The organism is Allobosea sp. LC85, from assembly GCF_000735605.1.
Taxonomy (GTDB): Bacteria; Pseudomonadota; Alphaproteobacteria; order Rhizobiales; family Beijerinckiaceae; genus Allobosea.
Genome location: NZ_JPKG01000040.1, coordinates 1 through 25866, shown reverse-complemented (window position 1 = coordinate 25866; position 25866 = coordinate 1). Strand labels below are relative to the sequence as shown.

The window sequence follows — 25866 nt, the reverse complement described above, 5'->3', positions numbered from 1 at the left end:
GTCCCGCCACTAGGTCGGACATTGCCGCGGCCCGCCTGAGGCGGTCCCCAGCCAGGGTTTTTCATCTCTACGTTTCATCCGGAGACGATTGCACTCGCATCGGCTCCACCTGATTTGGAGTCGGCTCCCGCGTGGCGCCGAATGACCTCTATGTCTCTTCAATCCTCAACCGGGCGGCAGGAGCCGTTCCGGGCCGTTCTCGGCTTCACATTCCGGCATTGGGCACGCCAGCCGGGGCCCGTCCTCGGCGTTGCCGGTTCCATGATGGCGGCGACTGCCGCGGACCTGTTCATGCCGCTTTATGCCGGCCGCCTCGTCGATGCGGTGGCGGGCGAGGGCGCGAGCGCGCTCGATGCGGCGCTATGGGCGCTGGGCGCGATGCTCGTGCTCGGTGCGGTCAGCGTGCTGTTCCGGCATCTCGGCTTCATCGGCATCACCGGCATGACGCTGCGCACCATGAGCGAGACGGCGCAGGAGGCGTTCGCACGCCTGCAACGTTTCTCGACCGATTGGCACGCCAACAACTTTGCCGGCTCGACGGTGCGCAAGATCACGCGCGGGATGTGGGCCCTCGACCTGCTGACCGACACGGTCCTGATCGCGTTGCTGCCGTCGCTGGTCGTGCTGGTGGGCACGACGGCGCTGTTGGCATGGCATTGGCCGGCGATGGGCCTCGTCGTCCTCCTCGGCTCACTGGTCTATGTCGGTGTCACGATCGCGCTGTCACTTGGCTATGTCGCGCCCGCGGCGCGGCTCGCCAACAGCTGGGACACGCGTGTCGGCGGTGCGCTGGCAGATGCGATCTCGTGCAACCCGGTGGTCAAAGCCTATGGCGCCGAGCTGCGCGAGGACGGTCGCCTGGCCGGTGTCCTGGCGAAATGGGCGCTCAGGACCCGCCGGACATGGGTGCGCGGCACGACCTCGGGTACAGCCCAGCAGATCGTGCTGCTGGCGCTCCGCGCCGCGGTCATCGGCCTCGTGATCTGGCTCTGGGCCAACGGCCAGGCCACGCCGGGCGACGTCGCCTTCGTGCTGACCTCCTATGCGGTCGTTCACGGCTATCTGCGTGATGTCGGCCAGCACGTGCACAACCTCCAGCGTTCGGTGAACGACATGGAGGAACTCGTCGCCATGCACGCCCATCCCTATGGCGTGCCCGATCGCCAGGGGGCGACCGACATGGTGGTGCCGGCGGGTGAGATCGCTTTCGAGCGGGTGACTTTCCATTACGGAGGTCATGCAGAGCCGCTCTATCGCGATTTCTCGCTGACGATCCGGGCTGGCGAGAAGGTGGGTCTGGTTGGGCGCTCCGGCTCCGGCAAGACGACCTTCGTCAAGCTTGTGCAACGGCTCTACGACGTCTCCGACGGGCGCGTCGCCATCGACGGGCGCGACATCGCGGATGTGACGCAGACCTCCCTGCGTGCGCAGATCGCGATCGTGCAGCAGGAGCCGGTGCTGTTCCACCGGTCGCTGGCGGAGAACATCGCCTATGCCAAGCCGGGCGCCTCGATGGCCCGGATTGTCCAGGCGGCGAAGCTCGCCAACGCGCATGACTTCATCATGCGCCTGCCCAAGGGCTACGCGACGTTGGTCGGCGAGCGTGGTGTCAAGCTCTCGGGTGGCGAGCGCCAGCGTGTTGCGCTCGCCCGTGCCTTCCTGGCCGATGCGCCGATCCTGATCCTGGACGAGGCGACCTCGAGCCTCGATTCGGAATCGGAGGCACTGATCCAGGAGGCGATGGAGCGCCTGATGCAGGGGCGCACAACCATCGTCATTGCCCACCGGCTCTCGACCGTGCGCGCGATGGACCGCATCCTGGTCTTCGATCGCGGCAGGGTGGTCGAGGAAGGTGGCCACGAGGCGCTGCTGACCCGCGAGAACGGCGCCTATCGCGCGCTATTCGAGAAGCAGGTCAGCGAACTGGCGAAGGGTCTGGCGGCATAAGCCGCCAGACTGCCTGGCGGAGCGCCCTTTGCGTATGGTCGGGCTTGCCCCGACCATACGCGTCTTCGTCCACTGTGGGGGGATGGGGGTGGTTCCGGGCGACCTATTTCGGAGCCAAGGCTCGCGGCCGGACGCCCGCGACCGGGCCAGGCGGAAGCTCTGCGTTCGCATCTGGATTCAACGACTTCATGTCGAGATTCGGTTTGGTCAGAAATCGATTCAGGCCCGTGACGTAAGTCTCTGGCAACGCCCAGTGTTTGGCGCTGGCGATGACGGTTTCCATGTAGCCGGGGCGTGGCTTTCCGAGCGTGCCGGAGCGGCCGACATAGACGAGGGCCCGCTTGGCGCCGCCCTCGACGATGACGGGCTGATTGATCTTGACATAGAGACCGCTGGCGATGTCCTCGAACTTGTCGAGTGCGCGGATGTCGCCGAGCGCGCAGTCCCAGAGCACGCCATGGACGGCCTCGCGCGGGTCGCGAATGACCGAGGCATAGCCGTCTGTCGTCACGATGAAGCGGTGCCGCGGCAGGCGCGCGAGACCGAGTGGCTTCGAACCGGGACAGCGCTTGGCCATCCCGGCGATGTCCATATTGAGCCCGTAGGCGAAATAGAGGGGCACTGGTCTATTTCGTCTTCTGGAACAGTTCGCGGCCGATCAGCATGCGGCGGATCTCGCTGGTGCCGGCTCCGATCTCGTAGAGCTTTGCGTCGCGCAGCAGGCGGCCAGTTGGATAATCGTTGATATAGCCGTTGCCGCCCAGAAGCTGGATGGCGTCGAGCGCGATCTGCGTCGCCTTCTCGGCCGCGATCAGGATGGCCCCGGCGGCATCCTCACGCGTGGTCTCGCCGCGGTCGCAGGCCTTGGCGACGGCATACACATAGGCCTTGCAGGCGTTCATCATCACGTACATGTCGGCGACCTTGCCCTGGACGAGCTGGAATTCGCCGATCGACTGGCCGAACTGCTTGCGCTCATGGATATAGGGCATGACCACGTCCATGGCCGCCTGCATGATGCCGAGCGGCCCGGCCGAGAGCACGACGCGCTCATAGTCGAGGCCCGACATCAGCACGTTGACGCCGCGCCCGACCTGGCCGAGCACGTTCTCCTCCGGCACCTCGCAGTCCTCGAAGACGAGCTCGCAGGTGTCCGAACCGCGCATGCCGAGCTTGTCGAGCTTCTGGGCGGTCGAAAAGCCCTTCATGCCCTTCTCGATCAGGAAGGCGGTGATGCCCTTCGCGCCGGCGGCGGGGTCGGTCTTGGCATAGACCACCAGCGTCTCGGCGATCGGGCCATTGGTGATCCACATCTTGTTGCCGGTCATGACGTAGCGGTCGCCCTTCTTCTCGGCCCGTGTCTTCATCGAGACCACGTCCGAGCCGGCGCCGGGCTCGGACATGGCGAGCGAACCGACATGCTCGCCCGAGATCAGCTTTGGCAGGTACTTCGCCTTCTGGGCGGCGTTGCCGTTGCGGGCGATCTGGTTGACGCACAGGTTCGAATGGGCGCCGTAGCTCAGGCCGACCGAGGCGGAGGCCCGGCTGACCTCCTCGATCGCCACGACATGCTCGAGATAGCCGAGGCCCGCGCCGCCATCCTCTTCCTTGACCGTGATGCCATGCAGACCGAGCGCCCCCATCTCTGGCCAGAGATCACGCGGAAACTGGTTCGAACGGTCGATCTCCTCGGCGCGTGGGGCGATTTTCTCCTGCGCGAAGGCGTGGACCGTGTCGCGGATGGCGTCGGCGGTCTCGCCGAGATCGAAATTGAACGGTCGCGGGGCGTTGGCGAGCATGGTGGCCTCCCGGAAGTTGCCGCGCGTCGGGCACGGCTTTGCAGCGTTATAGCGCGCTTTGCGGCGCTGTCAGGCTGTTCCAGCGCCTCCCCCGGATGGGTGTGGCCACACAGGCGGGTGATCTGCGATGCTACGGGAGCACCAGCCATCGATTTACCTATCCTATCCCCAAAGGGGCGGAAATCGCCGACCTGCATCTCTGGCAGGTCGGGCCGGGCCATTGCTCGGCGATCGTCTCGGTGGTGGCCACCAACCCGAAGCCGCCCGCTGCCTACAAGGCGCTGCTCGCCGGATTGCCGATGCTGTCCCATGTCACCGTCGAGGTGAACCCACGTATCGCCGCGATGTGACGCATCGGGAGCCTGCCTGGGCTCAGTGGATCATGTCGCGGCGCTTGAGCAGCAGATACACGCTGAGCGCCGCCAGCGCGCACAGGATCACGACATAGACGAAGCCCCACTCATTCTCGAGAAAGGGCAGGCCCTTGGTGTTGACGCCGAACAAGCCGGAGATCAGCGTCGCCGGCATCAGCGTCGCGGTCAGGATCGAGAGCACGTAGAGATGGCTGTTGGTCTGGGCCGTCAGGCGCGAGGCGATCTCGTCCTGCAACAGGCGCGCGCGCTGCTGCACGATCTGCACGTCCGTCAGCATGGTGTCGACACGCTGCAGCAGGCGGCTTGCAGCGCTCTTCACGGTCTCAGGCGCGGCCCGCGTCGAGGCATTCTCGGAGAAGCGGCGGAAGAGCTGGTGCAGGCCGTTGAGCTGGCGATGCAGCCTGACCGTGCGCCGACGGATCAACCCGAGCCGGCGCGCCTCGTCGCTGACGCGCTCGTCGATGACATGGTCCTCGATCGAGTCGGTATCCTCGGTCAGCTGCATCACCGCTTCGGCCACATCCTCGATGACGAATTCGATGATGCGCTCGAACAGCATGACCGGCGAGCTCGCCCGATAGCCGGCCTCCAGCGCGTCGCGCGTCAGGCGCGTCGCCTGCATGGCCTGTCGCCGGCCCGTCAGCAGGAACCGGTCGGCGATGATCCAGTGCAGCATGCCCATCTCATCGGCGGGGCTGTCGACCTCGCGGATCTGGTCGAAGGTGATGCCCCAGGCGAAATCGCGATTGTGATGCAGGCGCTGATGGTCGTCCTGGGTCAGGAACAGGGTTTGCGCTTCGGCGGGCAGCGCGGTGCAATCGGCGACCCATTGCTTGGCGCGGCCATGCACGAGATCGAGATGGATCCAGACGAACTCGGCCTCTGAGAGGGCAAGGTCGGGCATCTCGCGACGGGGAAGGAGATGCGCATAGCCGTCGGAATCAAAGCGGTAGACCCAGACGAACCCGGCCCGGGATTGCAGATCATGGAGCATTCCGGCCACGCCCAGACGGGCGATTTCTCATGAGGGGTTGCGCTGCCGCGGATCAGGGCGCGCGTCTCATGACAGCTTCGTGACAGCGCAAGGGATGCCGTAACGTCAATCTCGGGCAAGAGAACCGGTCACTTGTGGATCACGGTTGGCGATCGCCTTGGCCGGGACGCGCGCGGGAGGCAGCATCCTCAGTGGCGTCCCACCGGCTGCCTGCGGAGCCCTGGAGCCGGCCGACGTTACAGGTGCCCGGTTGCCGGCCACCTTCGGTTCGCCACCCCGCCATTTCCGGGCCCCGATGTCGAAGCGGCCCTCGCGCCAGGCGGCGAATTCCCGCTCGGTGCCGAAGAAGGCGTTGCGGTCGACATCGCCGGTTATGCCGGGCACGCGCCCTGTCGTGGTGAACTGCCAGAATTCCCATTGCTTGCGCTCATAGCGATGGCGCAGCGGCGCGGCGGTCGAGCGCAGCCAGTAGGGATGGTCGTTGAATTCGCCTTCCAGCACATCTTCGTGGAAGGTGATGTCGGTGTAGATGATCGGCTTCTTGCCAGTGTGTTCCTGCAGACCCTTCAGCATCTCGCTGATCTTGGCGAGCGCCTTTTCGCGTGGGATCTTCTTGCCGCAGCTCTCCGATTCACCGTTCCACTCGACATCGAGCACCGGCGGCAAGGCATCCGGGTCCTTCGGGATATGGCGCTTGAACCAGCGCACCTGATCCTTGGCCGGGCGGCACCAGTAGACGAAATGGTAGGCGCCGCGCGCCACGCCGGCCTTCTTCGCCCCCTCCCAGTTCTTGCGGAAATTGGGATCGATGTGGTCGCCGCCCTCGGTTGCCTTGATGAAGGCAAAGCGGGTGCCGGCATCCTTGACCTTGGCCCAGTCGATCTCGCCCTGCCAGCGCGAGATGTCGATGCCCTGGATGGCCTGGCGGCGTGCGTCGCGGACGCCGTGATGGGGCGAGGCGTCGCCCTTCTTGGGATAGAGCGCGAGGGCCGGACCCGAGCAGCCGAGTGCAAGGCCGAGGACTGCAAGAAGGCACCGCAGCCCCTTGTAATCGGTCTTCATACGCGCTGGCATCCGCCCCTCCTGCATGCATGCAGTGGTGCGGCAGTCGTGGTTAAGGCGCGGTAAGCGTTCGCTCGGATGCGAGCCGATGATTTCAGGGTTGGTTAACCGGCGCGCCTGCAAGAGCATGCTGCGAAAAAGTGGCAACGGTTTTTCGCATCAAACATGCTCTAAACTATGAGAGTCGATCACGTTTTCTGCGTTTGGACGATTTCATCCAAACGCAGAAAACGTGATCTGAGGCATCGGCCCGAAAACTGGATTGCGGTTTCCGGGAATGCGAACACAGAAGGCTGGATCATCGGACCGGATCCGATATCCGGTCTGATGATCTGGGCGCCGCTATTCGCCGGTCTGCAGCGAGGAGGGCACTGGCCTCAGCGCGCCGGGGATGACCGGGGCGGGCGGAGCCTGGCTGACCGGGGGCTCGAACTCCGGATCATTAACGATGCTGGGGCTCGGTTGCGCCGGCGAGGCACGCCGCTTGGTCCATTGCCTACGGCCGATGTCGAACTCGCCATTGATCCAGCCGATGAACTGTTCTTCGTCGCCGAAGAACGAGTTGCGGTCGACATCGCCCTTGATGCCGGGCACGCGGCCGGTCGTGGTGAATTGCCAGAAGGCCCAGGGGCGGTTTTCGTAGCGGGTTTCAGGCTTGGCTGCCGTCGAGCGGATCCAGTAGGGATATTCGTTGAACTGCCCTTCCAGCACGTCCTTGTGGAAGGTGATGTCGGTATAGATGATCGGCTTCTTGCCGGTGAGCTGCTCGAGCTCGGTCAGCATGAGCTGGATCTTCTCCAGCGCCAGCGAGCGGTCGATCTTTTGTGGGCAGGTCTTGGAATGGCCATTCCACTCGACATCGAGCACGGGCGGCAAGGCGGCCGGATCGTTCGGGATGTGCTGCTTGAACCAGACCGCCTGCTCATGGGCGGGGCGACACCAGAAGACGAAGTGGTAGGCCCCGCGCGGCACGCCGGCTCGGCGCGCGCCTTCCCAGTTGCGTAGAAAGGCGGGGTCGATGTGGTCGCCGCCCTCGGTCGCCTTCATGTAGACGAAGCGGGTGCCGGCGCCCTTGACCGCTGCCCAGTCGATCTCGCCCTGCCAGCGCGAGATATCGATGCCCTGGACCGGATAGTTCAGTGCGCTCGCGACGCCGGGATGCGGCCTGACATCGCCCTTCTGCGGATACCGGCCTTCGAACGCCACGCAGCCGCCAAGGACCGCAAGCGCGGCGGCGGCAAGAATGAATGGGGCTACACGGAGGCGGGACATGCGACGGGCGATCATCTCGCGGAGAATTGCGGAGAAAACTTGACGCCCGGTTTACGTTACCAAAGTTTTCGCCTGCGTCACGCCAGGCCGAGCAGAAGCGTTGCGATTCCCAGGAAGGCAAAGAAGCCGACGACGTCGGTAACCGTGGTGACGAAGGTCCCGGATGCAATCGCCGGATCGATGTCGAGCTTATCGAGCACGAGCGGAATGAGAACACCGGCGACGGCGGCCGAGATCAGGGTGACGACCATTGCGATCGCGATGACGGCACCGAGGCCTGCGCTCCCGAACCAGGCTGCGGCGATGGCGCCGGTGATCACGGCGAAGCCGAAGCCGTTCACCAGACCGACGATGAGTTCGCGGGTGAAGAAGCGGCGTAGGTTCCAGGCGCCAAGCTCCTGCGTGGCCAGGGCGCGGACGGCCACCGTCATGGTCTGGGTGGCGGCGTTGCCGCCCTGGCTCGCCACGATCGGCGCCAGGATTGCCAGTGCGACGACCTTCGCGAGCTGATTTTCGAACAGGCTCATCACCGCCGCGGCGAGAAAGGAGGTCATCAGGTTGACGAAGAGCCAGCTGAAGCGGCTCCAGATGATCTTCCGGACCGGGTCCGAGAGCTCTTCATCGGGATTGACGCCGCCGAGCTGCTTCACATCCTCGTCCGCGGCTTCCTCGATGACATCGACGATATCGTCGATGGTCAGCACGCCGACGAGGCGGCCGGTCGCATCGACTACCGGTGCTGCAACCAGATTGTAGCGCTGGAACAGCCGCGCGACGTCTTCCAGTTCGTCCGTTGCCTCGACGACCCGCCGGTCTTCCTCCAGCAGCTCGGATATCACCACGGGGCGCCGATTTCGCAGCAGCCGGTCCAGCCGCACCGTGCCGACGAAATGATGTGCCGGGTCGGCCACGAATATCTCGAAGAATCGGTCAGGCAGGTCCGCGGTGTCGCGCAGGAAGTCGATGGTCTGGCCGACGGTCCAGAAAGGCGGCACGGCGATGACCTCGCTCTGCATGCGCCGGCCGGCAGTGTCCTCGGGATAGTCGAGGCCCTGCTGCAGGGCGATGCGCTCGGAGGGCGTGAGCTTGTCGAGGACCTCCTGCTTGTCCGCCTCGTTGAGGTCCTCGAGAATGTAGACCGCGTCATCGGTGTCGAGCTCCCGTACGCCTTCAGCGACGGCCTCGGCCGAGAGCTCTTCGAGAATCTCCTCGCGAACGGTGTCGTCGACTTCGGTCAGGGCCGTGAAGTCGAAATCGGCGCCGAGCAGCGAGATCAGGCGCGGGCGTTCGTCAGCGTCGAGCGCTTCCAGCAATGCGCCGAGATCGGCTTCGTGCATATCGGCGACGATGCCGCGCAACGCCGTGATGTCCGAGAGCAGAACGGCCTGCGAGACCTGTTCGACCAGCACGGGGTCGATTGCGCCATCCTCGTCGCGGATCCTGCGGGTGGCGGATTCGTCGGGAGCGTTTTCGGCTTCGACCATCGGACCGGCTCCGCGATTCGAGGAAAGGGCATGGATTCGAGGGAAGGGCCCTTTTGGCAGCCGTGGGCTGTGCTGGCAACGCGCGGAGGCGACCTTGCGTTGCATTGCCGGTGGGGCCGAAAACCAAAACGGCGACCCGTGAGGGTCGCCGTTTCAAGGCATCAGCCTGAATTTGGTGCGGTCAAGAGGACTCGAACCTCCACGGGTCTCCCCGCTACCACCTCAAGGTAGTGCGTCTACCAATTCCGCCATGACCGCAGCGGCTAAGAGAAAACCGCGGTGAGGCGGTGAACTCCGGAGCGGCGCGGGTCTAGCAAATCGAATCCGTCGCCACAAGCTCGTTGTGTGGAAAACTTCGAAATCCTTTTCAGGCGGCCTCGGCAATGGTCTGCGCACTGACGACCGTGGGGCGTTTCAGGAGCTCGGTAATCTCGACGGAGATGCGCGCACCGCTGACGACGACATTGCCGCGGGCGAAGGGGTGATTGTTGGCGAGAATCTGCACTTCGTCGTTCTCGGTGGCGTTGAGCTCGATGATCGCGCCGCGGCCCATGCGCAGCAATTTGTAGATCGGCATCTGAGTCGAGCCCAGAACCACGGTGAGCTCCACCGAAACGAGATCGAGATCGGCCTTCAAGTCCTGCCTCCGAAACCCTACTTGCGAATTCAACCAACGAAACTTGCCTGCCGGCTGGCTTCGGCGCATGAGCCTGGGCGCATGAGCCTGCCGACGACAGGCAATAGCCGGTTAGCGATCGTTGAACAAACAGAGTTAATGCACCGTGAAGACACGTGAGGCGCTTGCGGTTTCGTTCCTGCCGCAGCCGGGCTCCGAGCCCGTCGAATGGGTCAATGCCGAGGGGCTTGTCGGCTATGACGAGGCTGTCGCCGAGATGGACGCGCGTGCGGCGCTGATCGCGGATGGCAAGGCGCGCGAGCGCGTCTGGCTGATCGAGCATCCGCCACTCTACACTGCCGGCACCTCGGCCCGCGAGGCTGATCTGATCGAGCCCGAGCGCTTTCCGGTGCATCAGAGCGGCAGGGGCGGGCAGTTCACCTATCACGGTCCCGGCCAGCGCGTGGCCTATGTCATGCTCGACCTGAAGCGTCGCGATCCCGACCTCCGGCGATTCGTCGCCGCCCTCGAAGGCTGGCTGATCGGTACGCTCCAGCGCTTCAATGTCCGCGGCGAGCGGCGCGAGGACCGCGTCGGCGTCTGGGTGCGCCGGCCCGAGAAGGGGGCGGACTGCGAGGACAAGATCGCCGCGATCGGCATCCGCGTTCGGCGCTGGGTCTCGTTCCACGGCATCTCGCTCAATGTCGAGCCGGAACTCTCGCATTTCGGGGGAATCGTGCCCTGCGGCGTCAGCGACCAGGGCGTGACCTCGCTGGTCGATCTCGGGCTGCCGGTGACGCTTCCGGAAGTCGATTCGATGTTGCGCGCCGAGTTCGAACGGATCTTCGGGGCGACCGTTCTCGCCTGAGCTCCGACCAGGCCTTCATCCTTCGTTCACCATCCATTGACCAAAGCCGGACAACCTCCCGCCTTGGGATGAAACGGAAATGAGGACGACGATGATCCGGACAGTGATGTTCGCGGCCGCCTGCGCGGTCGTGCTGGGCGCCTGCACCACCACCGACAAGCGCATTGCCGGCGCGGCTGCAGGGGCCGGCACGGGGGCCCTCATCGGCGGGCCGATCGGGGCGGTCGCCGGTGGCGCGATCGGCGCTGTGGCAGCCCCTGCGGTGGTGCGCTGAGAGCGGGCGGATTTGCGCTCGCGCCCCTGCGCATCCGCGCCGGTTGGCGTTTTTCGCGTAGCGCGCCATAACCCGGCGAGGACATCTTCGCTTAAGGGAGCGTGCCGTGGCGGTCATCGAGAGCAAGGTCGATCTCAACTCGGCCCAGACACGCGCCAATGCCGAGGCCTGGGACGGCCTGCGCACTGAGTTGGCCCGGCACCGCACAACCGCCGCGCTCGGCGGCAATACCAAGTCGCGAGAGCGCCACACCGCGCGCGGAAAGCTGCTGCCGCGGGAGCGGGTGCTGCGCCTGCTCGATCCGGGTTCGCCCTTTCTCGAGATCGGGGCGCTGGCCGCCTTCGAGATGTATGACAAGGAGATCCACGGCGCAGGCATGATCGCTGGGATCGGCCGTGTTGCCGGGCGCGAGGTGATGGTCGTCTGCAACGACGCCACCATCAAGGGCGGCACTTATTATCCTATGACGGTGAAGAAGCATCTGCGCGCGCAGGAGATCGCACGCGAGAACCGGCTGCCTTGCATCTATCTCGTCGATTCCGGCGGCGCGAACCTGCCGCATCAGACCGATGTCTTCCCCGACCGCGAGCATTTCGGCCGGATCTTCTACAACCAGGCGACGCTTTCGGCCGAGGGCATCCCGCAGATCGCCGTCGTCATGGGCTCCTGCACCGCCGGCGGCGCCTATGTGCCGGCGATGTCGGACGAGACGGTGATCGTGCGCCGGCAGGGCACGATCTTCCTCGGCGGTCCGCCGCTGGTGAAGGCGGCGACCGGCGAGGTTGTCTCGGCCGAGGACCTTGGCGGCGCCGATGTCCATGCCAGGCTGTCCGGCGTCGCCGACCATTATGCCGGCGACGACACCCATGCTCTCGCCATCGCGCGCCGCATCGCCGCCAACCTGAACAGCGTCAAGCGCCCCGACATCGACATCGCCGAGCCGGTCGAGCCGCTCTACGACCCCGCCGAGCTCGAGGCGGTGGTGCCGACCGACCTGAAGAAGCAGTACGACATCCGCGAGGTCATAGCCCGACTCGTCGACGGTTCCGAATTCGACGAGTTCAAGCGGCTCTATGGCACGACGCTGGTCACCGGCTTTGCCCGCATCCACGGCATGCCGGTCGGCATCATCGCCAATAACGGCATCCTGTTTTCGGAGAGCGCGCTGAAGGGCGCGCATTTCATCGAGCTCTGCTGCCAGCGCCGCATTCCGCTGCTCTTCCTGCAGAACATCACCGGTTTCATGGTCGGCCGCGATGTCGAGACGCGCGGCATTGCCAAGGACGGCGCCAAGCTGGTCACGGCAGTTGCCTCGGCCCGCGTGCCGAAGATCACCGTGCTGGTTGGCGGCTCCTTTGGGGCCGGCAATTACGGCATGTGCGGGCGGGCCTATTCCCCGCGTTTCCTGTTTACCTGGCCCAACTCCCGTATCTCGGTGATGGGCGGCGAGCAGGCCGCGAGCGTGCTCGCGACCGTCCGCCGCGACAATATCGAGGCCGAGGGCAAGTCCTGGTCGGCTGAGGAGGAGGAGGCCTTCAAGGCCCCGATCCGCAACAAATACGAGGATGAGGGCTCGCCCTATCACGCAACCGCCCGGCTCTGGGACGATGGCATCATCCTGCCCTCGGAAACCCGCCGCGTGCTGGCGCTGGCCTTCTCCGCCTGCCTCAATGCCGAGGTGCCGGAGACCCGCTTCGGCGTGTTCAGGATGTAAGGCGGGGGCGTTGGCAGCGGGCTGAGAACGCAACCATCAGGCTCGCCTATATGGCGAGCACCCACGTCCTGAACGGAACCTGCTACAGGCGAATGCGCGGAGGCTCGGGACAAGCCCGAGCATGATGGGCACGGCTCATTCCTGCCGCTCTCCTTCCATGACAGGGGATACGCCGCATCACTTCTCGCCGAACTGGCGCTCCTTCTCGGCTATCTCCCGTAGCACCTGCTTTTTGGCCTGCTCGAACGGCCCCCTGCGACATCAGCGCGAGCACCGCCTTGTAGACCACACGGTCGCGGTCGGTCATCAGCGTGCGCATGGCCTCGCGATAGAAGAAGGCGTCCTCGCGTATGCAGGACCGGTGACGCCTGCCGCGCGGCTGGGGCAGAACTGCCAGAGCCCGGCGCGGTCGCCAATGCCGCGCAAGATCGCTTCGCGCTGCGCCTGGGCGGCCTGGAGCTCGGCGCCCGCTCGAGCCTGACGGAGGATTTTTCGTCATGGGGCATCGGTGGCTGCTGTTAGGGGCGCGATTTTCCTTCTCCCCCTGCGGGAGAAGGTGGCCGCGTAGCGGCCGGATGAGGGATTGCGCAACGCGTAGGACATTCGGCGCTTGATCTTTCCGGATTCCGGAACGCGCAGCGCGACCCCTCACCCCGACCCTCTCCCGCAGGGGGAGAGGGTGCGTGTAGCGCACGGCAAAACCCGCCCGTGCCGTCGCACGAACGTCGATCATCAGGGGCTGACGGACGCCGCGAGGCGCGAAACTTTTATCCGCTTCTGTTGAGCCAGGAATCCGCGCTCGAGTTTGTTCGCCCTGCCGGGCCGTTAATTTGCCGGGGCTTGAAGTTCGCTTTGGGCAATTGAAGACGCGGATGGTCAGGACAAGCCCCCGACCATGATGGGAGGCGGTTGGGCTGAGGTCAGTAGCCGGCTAGCCCAGCACAAAAGCCTCGTGCACGGCGCTCTGGACGCCACCGCCCATGATCGGTCCGCCGCCGGCGACGTGGATGGTGTCTCCGACCAGCGCAGCGCCGAGCCCGTGGCGGGGCGTCAGCATCGGGGCGTATTGCTCCCAGGCATCGGCAGCGGGGTCATAGGCCTCCATCTGGCCGAAGACGCGGTTGGTGCCTTCGCCGCCCATGACGAAGACCTTTCCACGGTAGAGCACCGCGCCATGGCCGGAGCGAGCGGTCGGCAAGGGGGCTCGGGGTGTCCATTTGTCGGTCGCCGGGTCATAGGCGTGGTGCAGGTTGGAGTTGGTGTGGAATGAGTCGACGCGGCCGCCGATGACATGAATCACGGGGCCAATGGCGAGCGTGCCGGTATGGTCGCGGCCGGTCGGCAGCGGCGCGACATGCTCCCAGGTGTCGGCCTTGGGATAGTAGACCAGGTGCCAGTCGACCGATTTCTTGGTGTCGAACGTGTCGCCGATGGCGCCGCCGATCGCATGCAACCGGCCATTCAGGCTGACGATCGCGGCTGAGCCGATGGCGCGGGGCAGCGGGCAGATCTCGTCCCAGACATTGCGCTTCGGGTCATAGACGAAGCAGCCGGAATGCGGCTTGCGATTCTGCTCCAGGAAGCCGCCGATCGCGTAGAGCTTTCCATCCAGGAAGGCGACGCCGACATGGTTGGCGCCTTGCAGCAACGGGGCGGCATCGCTCCAGCGATCGGAGGCCGCCTCGTAGACATGGTGATAGGGGCGGTCGACGCGCTGCTCGGCATACCCGCCGACGATGTGCATCTTGCCCTCATGCGCCGTCGCCCAGGCCATCTCGGAGCGCGGCATCGGCAGCGGCGCCTTCGTCTGCCAGCGGCCGGGGTTGGCGGCCTTCGGCGCAGGGGAGTCGAAGACGTTCTGCGTCTTCGCGAGTTCCGGCCTGTCGATGCGGCCGGGCTGATTCAGCCGCTCATAGGCGCCGCCATGGTGCTCGTGGCCCGGCTGCTGGGCCAGTACGGGTGCGGTTGCAAGCGTTGCGGCTCCGGTGGCGATGAAGCGGCGGCGGCTCAGGCTGGTCATGACGCGTCCTCCCTCGCTACAAGACTATGTCAGCCGCGGGCCTTGGCAAGCGAAAGGGCGGGGACAGGCTTGCGCCAAACCCTGTTCCGCATACTGCATACGCTGCTATGGTCCGGCCGCCTGAAACGGTTGAAATCACGGGAAACGCGAGGATACGCATGTCTGGGCACAACAAGGTCGCCATCATCACTGGCGCGGGTTCGGGCGTCGGTCGCGCCGTCGCGATCGCCTTCCTCAGGGACGGGTATCGCACGGTCCTCGCCGGGCGCCGGGCGGACGCGCTGGAAGAGACGATCAAGCTCTCGGGCGCCCCGGCCTCGCAGGCGCTCGCCGTTTCGACCGACGTGACCGACCAGGCCTCGGTGAGGAACCTCTTTGCCAGGACGAAGGAGGCTTTTGGCCGCCTCGACGTGCTGTTCAACAATGCCGGCGTCAATGCGCCGGGTGGCATCCTGCTCGAGGATCTATCACTGGAGCAGTGGCAGGCGGTGGTCGACACCAACCTGACCGGGCCGTTCCTGTGCACGCAGGAGGCCTTCAAGCTGATGAAGGACCAGAGCCCGCGCGGCGGTCGCATCATCAACAACGGCTCGATCTCGGCGCAGGTGCCGCGCCCGAACTCGGCCGCCTATACCGCGACCAAGCATGCGATCAGCGGCCTGACCAAGACCGCCTCGCTCGACGGGCGCAAATACGACATCGCGGTCGGCCAGGTCGATATCGGCAATGCACTCACCGAGATGGCGCAGAAGATGACGACCGGTGTGCCGCAGGCCGACGGCTCGACCAAGGTCGAGGCGGTGATGGATGTGGCGCATGTCGCCTCCACCGTGCTGCACATGGCGAGCCTGCCGATCGAGGCCAATGTGCTGTTCGTCACCGTGATGGCGACCAAGGCACCGCTGGTCGGGCGCGGCTGACATTATGGCGTCATGGCCGGGCCTGTCCCGGCCATGACGCCTTGCGTCGCCTCCTCTTTGCAGGACAGTGGGATGCCGGCCTTGAGGAGCGTCTTCCATGTCCGCGTTCGAGTCGAACACGCCGTTTGAAGACATGGATGGTCGGGATGCGCGAGGCCATGACAGCAAGGCGCAGGCGCGCATTGCCCGCGCCTATCGCCTGACCATCTGGGGCATCGCGCTCGGCATCTTCCTGTTCGCCGCGCATGTCGTGCTCTGGGCGCGCGGCATCGGCAACACCCAGCTGCTCAAGGATGGCGTCGACTGGGTTTATGACGTCCTGCTCTACGGGATCGCCGCACTGGTCTTCGGCCGCGACGAGCGGGCCGAGCGCTTGGCTGCGCTTGGCATCGGAGCCGTCATGGCAGTCGCCGGTATCCACACGCTCTATGATCTCTGGGACAAGATCGTCAGCCCAAGGCCGATCGAGGTCTGGACGCTCGGGTTCTCCGCGGCGAGCGCGATCGTCATCGCCATCCTGATCGTCGGCCTGCTCTGGCGCTTCCGCCGCGAGACCAATCCGGTGATCAAGGCAACCTGGCTGTCCAGCCGCAACGACGTGATCTCGACCACCGGCTTTGCGCTGCTTGGCCTCGTCGCCCGCGTCGCACCGGTGCGTTGGCCGGAATATCTGTTCGACCTCGTCGTGGTCGGCATCTGCTTCCAGGCGACCTGGGCGATCTGGAAGGCCGCCCAGCCTCAGGATAAAAGCCTCCCGGCGGAAGCCTGAGGAGGCGTTTTCGGAAAGGATCTTCCCTAAGGCGGTCGCCGGAGGACGGCTCTTGTGCGCGTCCGGCAAACCAAGAATCCAGTTCGGCTTGTTCCGCGCCTCCTCGCGAAGGCTGGGAGGGACGTAGCGCGAAGAGCTGCGCATCCGTAGATGCGCAATGGCGCGCAGACATCGCTGTGCGGATTGCTATAACGGGGCAGACGTTCAAAGGACGCCGCCCATGACGATCGCCGAGAAACTGCCTTCCATCCTGATTGCCAATCGCGGCGAGATCGCCTGCCGCGTCATCCGGACAGCCAGGCGCCTGGGGCTGCGCACCATTGCGGTCCATTCCGACGCCGATGAGGATGCGCTCTTCGTGCAGATGGCGGACGAGGCCTATCGGATCGGTCCCGCGCCGGCCCGCGAAAGCTATCTCGACGCCGAGAAGATCCTGGCCGTTGCCCGGCAGGCGAATGCCGCCTGCATCCATCCGGGCTACGGCTTCCTCTCCGAGAACGCCGATTTCGCCGATGCCTGCGCCGCTGCCGGCATCGTCTTCGTCGGCCCGCCGGCCTCGGCGATTCGCGCCATGGGCTTGAAAGACGCAGCCAAGGCTCTGGTCGAGACGGCAAAGGTGCCGGTGGTGCCGGGCTATCACGGTGTCGAACAGGATGTCGGCTTCCTCGCCAGGCAAGCCGAAGGCATCGGCTATCCCGTGCTGATCAAGGCGGTCGCGGGCGGCGGCGGCAAGGGCATGAAAAAGGTCGACCGACCCGAGGATTTCGCCGACGCGCTCGCCAGCGCCCAGCGTGAAGGCAAGAGCGCCTTTGGCGATGCGCGCGTGCTGGTGGAAAAATACGTGCTCTCGCCGCGCCATGTCGAAATCCAGGTCTTTGGCGACAGCCATGGCAATGTCGTCCACCTCTACGAGCGCGACTGCTCGCTGCAGCGCCGGCACCAGAAGGTGATCGAGGAGGCACCGGCACCGGGCATGAGCGCCGAGGTGCGTATGGCGATGGGCAAGGCAGCCACCGAGGCAGCGCGTGCTGTCGGTTACGTTGGCGCCGGCACGGTCGAATTCATCGCGGATGGGCGCGAGGGCCTCAAGGCTGACCGCTTCTACTTCATGGAGATGAATACGCGGCTCCAGGTCGAGCATCCGGTCACGGAGGCGATCACGGGGCTCGATCTGGTCGAGCTCCAGCTCAAGGTCGCGGCCGGCGAGCCGCTCGGCTTCACCCAGGCCGATGTGAAGGCGAACGGGCATGCGGTCGAAGCGCGGCTCTATGCCGAGGATCCCGAAAAGGGATTCCTGCCGTCGACCGGCAAGCTCTGGGCGCTGCAATTCCCCGAGGGAGAGGGTATCCGCATCGATACCGGCGTCGAGGCCGGCGACACGGTGACGCCGTTCTACGATCCGATGATCGCCAAGGTCATCGCCCATGGCGCCGACCGCGATGAGGCGCTCGACCGGCTGGCAGAGGCGCTGGGCGAAACGATCGTCGCCGGACCGCGCACCAATCTCGCCTTCCTCAAGCATCTGGCCGAGGCCGAGGGCTTCCGGCAGGGGCCATTCGATACCGGTTTCATCGACCGCAATCTCGATGCGTTGGGTGCCGTGCCGCAGCCGCTCGATGCCGCGGCGGTGGCTGCTGCCGCCCTGCAGCTCGAGGAGCAGCGCCAGGAGGCCGGCATCGTCGCAGCGGCAGCCCATGAGGGCGGGGCGCTTTCGCCCTGGGTGGTTCCCGATGCCTTCTCGCTGATGCCACGCCAGCCGCTCGGCCTGCCGCTCTCAGTCGATGGCGAACGGATCGATGCCCGGATCGAGTGGCATGACGAAGGTGCGCGCGTCAGCCTGCCTGGCCATGAGATCGATGAGGGCGAGCACGAGATCACGCTGGCGCAGGCCGAGCGTGGCGTCTGGTTCGCGCTGCACCGCGGGCGACAGACCACGGTTTCGCTCTTCAATCCGTTCTCGGTCGATCTCGATGCGGCCGCGGGCTCTGGGGGCGTCATCAAGGCGCCGATGCATGGCAAGCTGATCGCGCTCTTCGTCCAGCCCGGCGAGCTGGTCACCAAGGGCCAGCGGCTCGCGATCGTCGAAGCGATGAAGATGGAGCATGTGCTGACGGCTCCGCGTGACGGCACCGTGACCGAAGTCGCAGGCCAGCCGGGGGCGCAGGTGGCGGAGGGTGCCAAGGTGGTGGTGCTGGGGGAATAGAGCTCGAGCTGACTTCGCTCATCCCAGCGTTGCTGACCTGCTATCGTTGATCCCGCTGCTGCGCTCCAACGGGATGGCGTAGCGTCAGCCGAGAACCTGCCCGGCTCTAGGTTTCACCGAGGAGCGCTGCAGCCCTCTCCGCGATGGCGAAATTGATCTCTGCCGGATCGTCGTCGCCGAGAAACCAGGCGGCCGACAACCCGCACCAGGCCAGGATCTAGCGGAGTAGTCGGCGGCGTTCCAGCCCCGATTTCTCCAGAACGATCTCCAGCCGACGCTCGAAGTAGCCCGGGACGATGGCGACCGGCGGATCGGGGTCGGCGAGATCGGGATCGCAGAACAGGATCGTGTACTCGAAGGCTCGGTCGCCGATGACGCATTTCGGGTCGATGGCGAGCCAGCCGCGCGTCTCGAAATCGAGCACGTTGTCGTGGTGGAGATCGGCATGCAACGGCACGATCTCGTGCTGCGCCGCCAGTAGTTCTGTCGCAGCCGCGGCAGAGTGCGCCAGGATGCCTCCCCTCTGCGCCGCCATTGGAAACAGGTCGGCAAACCAGGTTTCGAGCGGGATGAGGCCGGCCGGCGCCGGGCCGCGCGGCTTGTGCAATGCTGCGATCGCCTCGCACAGGATCGCCGTCGCCTCATCATCGGTATCGGCGCCGCTGCGAGCCATGGCGGAAAGTGAACGCCGGCCGGTCGCGCGTTCGAGCAGCATGGCGTCGCCGGTGGGACTGCGGGCGAGCAGGCGCGCCGCACCCTCGCCAGCCCAGTATTCCAGCGGCAGGTAGCCGAGGCGCTCGTCCGGCACCTCCGGCAGCTTCAGCATGGTCGGCGCGCCGTCATGCCTGACGGGGAGGAGGTGGCTGCTATGGGTGACGATCGGGGCACCATCCGGCTCCAGGCCCCAGCGTGCGAGATGGGCGGCGAAGTCATAGGCCGGCATGGGGTCTCAGGTGGTCTGCGTTCGATTGCGGCCGATCAGCGGATATTGCTCGACCTCGTAGATCTGGCCCGAGACCGGCGCGCTGTCATCGGAGAGCCAGAAGGCGGTGTGGGCGGCGATCTCGTCGGGCTGCATGATCCGGCCGGTCGGGGCGAAGATCGGCGAAACATGGTTCTGCCAGCCCGGCTCGCGCCCTTCGCGCTGCTGGGTCGCGTCCTCGTTCGCGGTGAAGGTCCAGCCGACATTCAGGGCGTTGACCCGGATGCGTTCCTGCCCGAGCGCATCGGCGAGATTGCGGGTCATCGTCGTCAGCGCGCCCTTCGACATGGAATAGACCGTCAGATCACTCTGGCCGCAGAGCGCGTTGATCGAACCGACCGTGACAATGGCGCCTCCGGATTTCTGCAGGCGGAATGCGGCGATGGCCGCCTCGGCGCATAGAAGCGGGGCACGGGTGTTGATCGCGAAGACATGGTCGAAGAAGGCGGCCGTGGTCTCGCCGATGATGCCGCGCGGATAGATGCCGGCGTTGTTGACCAGCCCGTCGATGCGGCCAAAGGCCCGGACGGTGGCATCGACGAGCACTTGGGCGGTCGCGGGTTCGGCGAGGTCGCCGGTCGCGCCCTGCGTGGAGGCTCCGAGCTTAGCGCAGGCCGCAGCAACGTGCTCCTCATCATGGCCATGAACCAGGACCTGGGCGCCGTCGGCGACGAGTCGCTCCGCCATCGCATAGCCGATGCCCGATGTGCTTCCGGTGACGAGAATGGCCTTGCCAGCAAGTCCGCGCATGTTCTGGGTCTCCTTCTCCTGTTAGTGAGGTATCGCGTCTCTCGGCCGTCGTCATCCCGGGCTAGCGCAAGCTGAGCCTGGACACGGCTGAGAGTGGGCGATTCCGCCTCTGTGGAGAAACTCCGGCAACGCTGGCCCGGTTCGCCGGCGGGGATTAATGTGCGCCCATGGCCTTGCATCTGCTCAAACTCTGCGTCGGCGCCGAATCCATCCGCGATCTCGAGGAATGGGTCGAGGAACAGATGGCGCTGATGCGCCGGCTCGGCCGGCCGGAGGAACAGACCCATACCACCCGTATGGTGCCGAAGCGCGTCGAGGAGATCGTGGATGGTGGTTCGCTCTATTGGGTGATCAAGGGGCAGATCTCGGCGCGCCAGCGACTGACAGATATCCGGCCTTTCACTGATGGCGAGGGCATCGGGCGCTGCCATCTGGTGATGGAGCCGGTGGTGATCCCGGTCGAACCACGGCCGTTCCGCCCCTTCCAGGGCTGGCGCTACCTGCAGCCCAAGGACGCCCCGCGCGACATCGGCCAGCATGGCGGCGACCTCGCCGAAATGCCTGAGGAGATGCGGCGCGAACTGGCTGGGCTGGGGCTGCTTTAGCCCCGTACTCTATGGCCGAGCCAGCTTTCATCCGGACAGCCGACGTATCTCGCGCGGTGGTCTTCCGCCGCACGCCAGAGCCCGGGCGTCGATCCCACGAACGGCAAGCTTGATGCCCGAGTTCGTTCCTAAAGGGAACGCGGGTTGGATCGCGTCCCGCGAGCGCGGATCCTGAGCTAACCCCTCACACGGAAATATTGTCGATCAGCCTCGTTCCGCCGAGGCGCGCCGCCACCAGCAGCCTGATCGGGCCGTCGGCCAGTCCGGTGACGGGCGCCAGCGTCTCGGCGTGGCGGGCCTCGAGATAGTCGAGCTCGAATCCAGCCGTGATGATTTCGCTTTGTGCCTCGCCAACCGCCTGGAAGAGCGGGTCCTCGTTGCGGATGCGCATGGCAAGGTTCTGCATGACACGGTGGAGCAGGGGCGCCAGCGCGCGTTCCTCGGGCGAAAGGTAGCGATTGCGTGAGGACATCGCGAGGCCGTCCGGTTCGCGATGGGTCGGTGCCGGGATGATCTCGATGCCGAGATCGAGATCTGCCGCCATCCGCGTCACCACCTTGAGCTGCTGGTAGTCCTTCTCGCCGAAGACGGCGCAATCAGCCCGACTCTGCGTGAACAGCTTGCAGCAAATTGTTGCGACACCTTCGAAATGCGTCGGGCGGAAGCGGTCGTCGAGGCCGACGGCGGCGGGCCCGAGCAGCAGCACGCGGCTGGCAAAGCCCGGTGGGTACATCTCCTCGACCGAGGGGAAGAAGATCGCGTCCGCCTGCGCCGTTTCCAGCAGGCTGCGGTCATTGTCGAACGTGCGGGGATATTTCTTGAAATCCTCGTGCGGGGCGAACTGCGTCGGATTGACGAAGATCGAGACCACAACACGCCGCGCATGCTGCTGGGCCAGTTTCACCAGCGCGATATGGCCCTCGTGCAGGGCGCCCATAGTCGGCACCAGGGCGACCCTTTCGCCTGCTGCGTGCCAGCCCGCTACCGCCCGGCGCAGGTCCCGGACCGTCTCCACCACTGCTACCTGCGTCATCGGTTCTTTCTCCATCGGCCGGAGACGGGTAGCAAATGCCGGGGCGATGGCCAATATCAGGTTTGGATTCGAGTTTGGCAGCCTGATGCGCCTGGGACCCTGATGACGCGAGAGACTGACAAGGCGGTAGGCAAGGCGGCGGGCGTTTCGCCCAGTGCGCCACAGGCCGGCCGTTCCGCGCCCGGCGAGATCGACAAATTCCTCGGCGCGGCCAAGCAGCTCGCGCCGCTCGCGACCGGGCAGGCCGGCCGGCTCGTTTTCGCGCTCGATGCCACGATGAGCCGCCAGCCGACCTGGGACTTGGCCTGCTCGCTCCAGGCAAGGATGTTCGAGGTCGCCGCCGGTTCCGGCGGGCTCGCCGTGCAACTTGTCTATTTCCGCGGCTTTGCCGAATGCCGCGCCTCGAGCTGGATTGGCGAGCCGCGCCGCCTGACCGGGCTGATGACGAAAATTGCCTGCGAAGGCGGGCAGACGCAGATCTCCCGCGTCCTCAAGCACGTTCGCGACGAGGCAAAGGCCGTGCCGGTGCGCGCCTTCGTCTTCGTTGGCGATGCGATGGAGGAAGATGTCGACACGCTTGCCGCTCTTGCCGGCGAACTCGGGCTGCGTGGCATTCGCGGTTTCATGTTCCAGGAAGGGGTCGATCCGGCGGCAAGCGCTGCGTTCGCCACCATCGCGCGGCTGACCGGCGGCGCATATGCGCGTTTCGACGCGAATGCACCGGGCTCGCTGCTCGATCTGCTGCGCGGTGCGGCCGCCTATGCCAGCGGTGGGCGCGAAGCGATGCTGAAGCTCGCCGGCGCGAGCCCTGCAGTGAAGGGCTTGATCGCCGCCATGGATGGAGGCCGTCGGTGACGCTGCTTTACGGGATCGCCGTCCTGATTCTGATCTGGTGGATTTCCAAGCTTTTCACCGGGGCCAATCCGCAGCTGCTGGCGAAGGCTCTGAAAACCCTGGGGGGCGTTCTTTCGCTCGGCGTCGCCGCTCTCATGATGCTGCGCGGCCGGCTAGACATGGCGATCTTCGTCGGCGGTATCGGGGCCTGGCTCCTCGGCTGGAGCGCCTATGGGCCGGGCGGAATGCGCTTTCCCTGGAGCGGCGGCTCCCGGGAGACACCGGGCGCGCGCTCGCGCGTCTCGTCGACACTGCTCGAGATGGAACTCGACCATGACAGTGGCGGCATGACCGGTAAGGTCAAAGCCGGCGCCTTCGCCGGTCGCGATCTCGATGCCTTGAGCCTCGACGAGATCGCCCGTCTGATGCGGGACTGCCTGGCGCAGGACCTGGAGGGAGCGCGGTTGCTAGAGGCTTATCTCGACCGCCGGACGCCCGGCTGGCGTGAACACGCTGATGGTCACCGCGACGCGGGGCAGGACGGCGCGGCGCGCCCGGGCGCGATGACGCAGCAGGAGGCCTACGAGATCCTGGGGCTTCAGCCTGGGGCGGGCGAGGAGGCGGTCCGCGAGGCCCATCGAGCCCTGATGAAGCGGATCCACCCGGATGCCGGAGGCACCAGCGGGCTTGCTGCTCGCGTCAATCAGGCCAAGGATGCTCTGCTGAAGTGAGATTCCGGGCTGGAACGACATGGCTGAGGTCCTTTCCCAGTTCGTTCAGCCGCGGGTGGCGAAGCAGGAGAAGCCGTCGCGCTTGAGCTTGGCGCAGGCATTCTGAGCGTCCTTCGGATCCTCGAAGCCGGCGAAGCGGGCGCGGAAGAGCGTGGTGCCGCCCTTCTCGACCTTCTCGGTGAAGGGGGACGCCTCGGCGAGCGGGCCGGCAGCCTTGGCGCGGGCCTTGGCCAGGATATCCTTGGCCTTGGCCTCGTCATCGGTGGCGCCGAGCTGGATCACCCATTTGCCGGACGGGATCGCGGTGGCGCCGCTGCGCGCATCGCTGGCCTTGCTGTTGTCCTGGGCCTTGGCGAGCGTGGTGGTGCCGGCAGAGGAGGCCTTTGGCTGGGCGATCGCCGGGGCGACTTCAGGCTGGCGCAGTTCGACCTTGGCGGGTTCAGGCGTCCGAGCGACCGGCTTTTCCTCAGGCTCGGCGACCTTCGCGATCGACGAGGTGACATCGACATTCGCCGGCGGGCGCAGGACCTTGCCGTCAACGGGCGGGGCGCCGATCGACCAGCGCATGGCCGAAGGCGTCGTCGTCGCGGTGACGGGACGCATGCCGGAGATCGGCAGCGGCTGGGCGCCGAGGTTGATCGGGCGCGGCGGCGCGATCGGTGTCGTGGTGGCCGCGGCATAGGCGCGGGCAGCCGCCGGAATTTCCGGTTCGCTCTCGACGCGCGGGCGCGGCACCGGCATCGGCGCGGGCTCGCTGGCGGCGACATGCTGGACGGGAGCGGCGGCGACCTGGGTCGCCTGACGCGGACGCTCCTGCACCGGCTCGGCCTCGGCGACCATCGGCGCGGACCGTCCGCCGGTCGCGGCGCGCGGCAGGTTGGCCACGACCAGATCGGCCATGATCTTGTCGCGGCTGGCGCCGGAGCGGCCGCCGAGCACGACCGAGACGATCTGGCGGCCGTCCGACTTGGCCGAGGTCATCAGGTTGAAGCCCGAGGCGTTGGTGTAGCCGGTCTTGATGCCGTCCACGCCCTCGACACGGCCGAGCAGCTTGTTGTGGTTGCGATAGGCGCCGCCCGCATAGTTGAACACACGGGTCGAGAACATCGGGTAATAGCGCGGGAAGCGTTCCTGGATCGCGCGGGCGAGAATGGTGAGGTCGCGCGCCGTCGTCAGGTTCGGTGGATTATGCGGCAAGCCATGCGGATTGTAGAAGCTGGTCCGGCTCATGCCGAGCGAGCGAGCGCGCGCCGTCATCATCCGCGCGAACTCGTCCTCGGAGCCACCGACATTCTCGGCCACCGCCATGGCGACGTCATTGGCCGATTTGGTGATCAGCGCCATGATCGCGTCGCGCACCTCGATCGTCTCGCCGGGTGCGAAGCCGATCTTGGACGGCGCCTGACGCGCCGCGTAGGACGAGACCGTCAGTTCGGAATTCATGTTGAAGCGGCCGCGCTCGAGCTGCTCGAACAGCAGATAGAGCGTCATGACCTTGGTGAGGGAGGCGGGGATGCGCGGGGCATCCTCATTGCTCGCGTGCAGCGTGCGACCGCTCTTCACGTCGACGACCATCGCCGCATAAGGGGGCGTGTAGCCGCCACCCACATGGCGCCGCTTCTTGCGTGCGGCCTCGGCAGGGGACGCGGCCACGCTGAGCGCGACGGCGACAACACCGATCAGTCCGACAAGTGCGCGAAGGCGCACGCGTCGGGAACCAACGCTACCAGAACTCATGCAACCCGCCTCAACCCAGTACTACTGTTCCCCGGTCTCCGCGGCGTCTGGCGACGTGGCGCGAAGGACACAGTTAGGAAGGTTAGGACGATGCGGTTACGGAGCCGTTAAACGGCGAAAGATCGTGAGGCGATCCCGCTCCCGGATGGGCTCCGGGCAGAATAATATTACGTAGCGTTTGATGCATTGCAGCGCGGCCTTGACTTTCATGTTGCGCTGCACAATATACCAGAAGTCCCCGGTGGTGAACAGTTTCATCAGGCCTTGGGGCATGGAAACAGGGCCTACGGGCTCGCCAGCAAGGAGGCAACGCTAACGCGTTGTGGGAAGTATGATCCAGCAGTTCGAGACGATCCAGAAGGCTTCCAAAGAGAACGTTGATGCGGCCCTGAAGGCCTTCGGCGTCACCTCGAAGGGCGTGCAGACCATTGCCGTCGAAACCACCGACTATGCCAAGAAGTCCTTCGAGGCCGGCACTGCCGCCATCGAGAAGCTGGCCGGCGTCAAGACGCTCGACAAGGCGCTTGAGATCCAAGCCGACTTCATCAAGACCTCGTTCGAGGGCGCCGTTGCCCAGATGACCAAGATGGGCGAGCTCTACAGCGCGCTGGCCAAGGATGCCTACAAGCCGTTCGAAGGCATTGTCGCCAAGGTCACCCCGACCGCCAAGTGACGCCTGGCCTGATGCGCGCCGCCTCACAGCGGCGCGATGCCAGGCGGTTGAGTTGAGTTTCGGGAGCCCGGCCATCTGGTCGGGCTTCTCTTTTGGGGCGGTAGGAGTCAAGCAAAGGCTCTCCTCGCGGGATGATAGAGCCCGCGGCTGATCGCGTTGGCTGATTGCCGACAAGCATCTGCAAAGCGCAGCGCGATGGCGAGGT

At 65.8% G+C, this 25866-nt stretch carries 23 protein-coding genes, 1 tRNA gene and 1 pseudogene; 12 read left to right on the top strand and 13 right to left on the bottom strand.

Annotated elements, in window-relative coordinates; all coding sequences use genetic code 11:
* Positions 1 to 150 precede the first annotated feature (150 nt).
* Positions 151 to 1947 carry an ABC transporter ATP-binding protein gene (locus FG93_RS18750; protein ID WP_043237048.1) on the top strand — a complete coding sequence of 599 codons (1797 nt, stop codon included), beginning with the start codon at positions 151 to 153 and terminating at the stop codon, positions 1945 to 1947.
* Positions 1948 to 2050: 103 nt separating this feature from the next.
* Here the strand turns inward: FG93_RS18750 and FG93_RS18745 are convergent, their stop codons facing one another.
* Together FG93_RS18745 and FG93_RS18740 are read right to left on the bottom strand one after the other, a co-directional pair.
* On the bottom strand, positions 2051 to 2569 hold the full coding sequence (locus FG93_RS18745; protein ID WP_081881653.1) for a gamma-glutamylcyclotransferase family protein: 519 nt from the start codon (positions 2567 to 2569) through the stop codon (positions 2051 to 2053).
* A gap of 4 nt (positions 2570 to 2573) precedes the next feature.
* Positions 2574 to 3746, bottom strand: a complete 1173-nt coding sequence (locus FG93_RS18740) for an isovaleryl-CoA dehydrogenase (protein ID WP_043237047.1) — start codon at positions 3744 to 3746, stop codon at positions 2574 to 2576.
* Positions 3747 to 3928: 182 nt separating this feature from the next.
* On the opposite strand from FG93_RS18740, the pseudogene FG93_RS33315 reads away from it, so the two are divergent.
* Positions 3929 to 4096, top strand: a pseudogene (locus tag FG93_RS33315) (cation transporter); the annotation flags it as partial.
* A 22-nt stretch (positions 4097 to 4118) separates the two neighbouring features.
* Here FG93_RS33315 and FG93_RS18730 read toward each other — a convergent pair.
* From FG93_RS18730 to FG93_RS33655, 6 genes are all read right to left on the bottom strand, one after another.
* Positions 4119 to 5114 (bottom strand): CorA family divalent cation transporter, encoded by a 996-nt coding sequence (locus FG93_RS18730; RefSeq protein WP_052513930.1) that lies wholly within the window; start codon positions 5112 to 5114, stop codon positions 4119 to 4121.
* 105 nt (positions 5115 to 5219) lie between these two features.
* Positions 5220 to 6188: a GH25 family lysozyme gene (locus tag FG93_RS18725; protein WP_244448655.1), complete on the bottom strand. Its 969-nt coding sequence runs from the start codon at positions 6186 to 6188 to the stop codon at positions 5220 to 5222.
* Positions 6189 to 6518: 330 nt separating this feature from the next.
* Complete coding sequence (locus FG93_RS18720; protein ID WP_244448654.1) at positions 6519 to 7448, bottom strand: GH25 family lysozyme; 930 nt, start codon at positions 7446 to 7448, stop codon at positions 6519 to 6521.
* Between the two features lie 77 nt (positions 7449 to 7525).
* Positions 7526 to 8932 carry a magnesium transporter gene (gene mgtE, locus FG93_RS18715; RefSeq protein WP_043237043.1) on the bottom strand — a complete coding sequence of 469 codons (1407 nt, stop codon included), beginning with the start codon at positions 8930 to 8932 and terminating at the stop codon, positions 7526 to 7528.
* A 173-nt stretch (positions 8933 to 9105) separates the two neighbouring features.
* Positions 9106 to 9190: transfer RNA gene (locus FG93_RS18710), tRNA-Leu, on the bottom strand.
* 109 nt (positions 9191 to 9299) lie between these two features.
* A complete protein-coding gene (locus FG93_RS33655) occupies positions 9300 to 9569 on the bottom strand; it encodes a FliM/FliN family flagellar motor switch protein (RefSeq protein WP_043237041.1) in 270 nt (89 codons plus the stop codon).
* A gap of 145 nt (positions 9570 to 9714) precedes the next feature.
* On the opposite strand from FG93_RS33655, the gene lipB reads away from it, so the two are divergent.
* The 3 genes from lipB to FG93_RS18690 all read left to right on the top strand — a co-directional run bounded on the left by lipB (position 9715) and on the right by FG93_RS18690 (position 12404).
* Positions 9715 to 10416 carry a lipoyl(octanoyl) transferase LipB gene (lipB, locus tag FG93_RS18700; protein WP_043237039.1) on the top strand — a complete coding sequence of 234 codons (702 nt, stop codon included), beginning with the start codon at positions 9715 to 9717 and terminating at the stop codon, positions 10414 to 10416.
* Between the two features lie 91 nt (positions 10417 to 10507).
* Positions 10508 to 10690, top strand: coding sequence for a hypothetical protein (locus FG93_RS18695; protein WP_152579510.1), 183 nt, complete (start codon positions 10508 to 10510; stop codon positions 10688 to 10690).
* 106 nt (positions 10691 to 10796) lie between these two features.
* Positions 10797 to 12404, top strand: coding sequence for a carboxyl transferase domain-containing protein (locus FG93_RS18690; RefSeq protein WP_043237038.1), 1608 nt, complete (start codon positions 10797 to 10799; stop codon positions 12402 to 12404).
* Positions 12405 to 13335: 931 nt separating this feature from the next.
* Here the strand turns inward: FG93_RS18690 and FG93_RS18685 are convergent.
* Positions 13336 to 14424, bottom strand: coding sequence for a kelch repeat-containing protein (locus tag FG93_RS18685; RefSeq protein WP_043237036.1), 1089 nt, complete (start codon positions 14422 to 14424; stop codon positions 13336 to 13338).
* A gap of 158 nt (positions 14425 to 14582) precedes the next feature.
* Between FG93_RS18685 and FG93_RS18680 the strand changes: the two genes are divergently transcribed.
* The 3 genes from FG93_RS18680 (at position 14583) to FG93_RS18670 (ending at position 18316) form a co-directional block, all read left to right on the top strand.
* Positions 14583 to 15344 (top strand): SDR family oxidoreductase, encoded by a 762-nt coding sequence (locus FG93_RS18680; protein ID WP_043237034.1) that lies wholly within the window; start codon positions 14583 to 14585, stop codon positions 15342 to 15344.
* 97 nt (positions 15345 to 15441) lie between these two features.
* Positions 15442 to 16113: a cation transporter gene (locus tag FG93_RS18675; protein WP_052513927.1), complete on the top strand. Its 672-nt coding sequence runs from the start codon at positions 15442 to 15444 to the stop codon at positions 16111 to 16113.
* 220 nt (positions 16114 to 16333) lie between these two features.
* Positions 16334 to 18316 carry an acetyl-CoA carboxylase biotin carboxylase subunit gene (locus FG93_RS18670; RefSeq protein WP_043237033.1) on the top strand — a complete coding sequence of 661 codons (1983 nt, stop codon included), beginning with the start codon at positions 16334 to 16336 and terminating at the stop codon, positions 18314 to 18316.
* Positions 18317 to 18533: 217 nt separating this feature from the next.
* Here the strand turns inward: FG93_RS18670 and FG93_RS18665 are convergent, their stop codons facing one another.
* Together FG93_RS18665 and FG93_RS18660 are read right to left on the bottom strand one after the other, a co-directional pair.
* On the bottom strand, positions 18534 to 19259 hold the full coding sequence (locus FG93_RS18665) for an aminoglycoside phosphotransferase family protein (protein ID WP_244448653.1): 726 nt from the start codon (positions 19257 to 19259) through the stop codon (positions 18534 to 18536).
* A gap of 6 nt (positions 19260 to 19265) precedes the next feature.
* Positions 19266 to 20048, bottom strand: a complete 783-nt coding sequence (locus tag FG93_RS18660; protein ID WP_043237032.1) for an SDR family NAD(P)-dependent oxidoreductase — start codon at positions 20046 to 20048, stop codon at positions 19266 to 19268.
* A 167-nt stretch (positions 20049 to 20215) separates the two neighbouring features.
* On the opposite strand from FG93_RS18660, the gene FG93_RS18655 reads away from it, so the two are divergent.
* Positions 20216 to 20653, top strand: a complete 438-nt coding sequence (locus FG93_RS18655; RefSeq protein WP_043237031.1) for a DUF1489 family protein — start codon at positions 20216 to 20218, stop codon at positions 20651 to 20653.
* Positions 20654 to 20837: 184 nt separating this feature from the next.
* Here FG93_RS18655 and panC read toward each other — a convergent pair whose 3' ends face one another.
* Complete coding sequence (panC, locus tag FG93_RS18650; protein WP_043237262.1) at positions 20838 to 21686, bottom strand: pantoate--beta-alanine ligase; 849 nt, start codon at positions 21684 to 21686, stop codon at positions 20838 to 20840.
* A gap of 102 nt (positions 21687 to 21788) precedes the next feature.
* Here panC and FG93_RS18645 point away from each other — a divergent pair, with 102 nt between their 5' ends.
* Together FG93_RS18645 and FG93_RS18640 are read left to right on the top strand one after the other, a co-directional pair.
* Positions 21789 to 22541, top strand: a complete 753-nt coding sequence (locus FG93_RS18645) for a hypothetical protein (protein ID WP_052513926.1) — start codon at positions 21789 to 21791, stop codon at positions 22539 to 22541.
* Positions 22538 to 23251, top strand: a complete 714-nt coding sequence (locus FG93_RS18640) for a molecular chaperone DnaJ (RefSeq protein ID WP_043237029.1) — start codon at positions 22538 to 22540, stop codon at positions 23249 to 23251. Before FG93_RS18645 ends, FG93_RS18640 begins: the two co-directional genes overlap by 4 nt.
* A gap of 45 nt (positions 23252 to 23296) precedes the next feature.
* On the opposite strand, the gene FG93_RS18635 is transcribed toward FG93_RS18640, so the two are convergent.
* A complete protein-coding gene (locus tag FG93_RS18635) occupies positions 23297 to 24988 on the bottom strand; it encodes an SPOR domain-containing protein (protein ID WP_052513925.1) in 1692 nt (563 codons plus the stop codon).
* A gap of 331 nt (positions 24989 to 25319) precedes the next feature.
* On the opposite strand from FG93_RS18635, the gene FG93_RS18630 reads away from it, so the two are divergent.
* Entirely contained in the window at positions 25320 to 25661 is a 342-nt protein-coding gene (locus tag FG93_RS18630) for a phasin family protein (protein ID WP_043237026.1), read from the top strand.
* Positions 25662 to 25866: the final 205 nt, after the last annotated feature.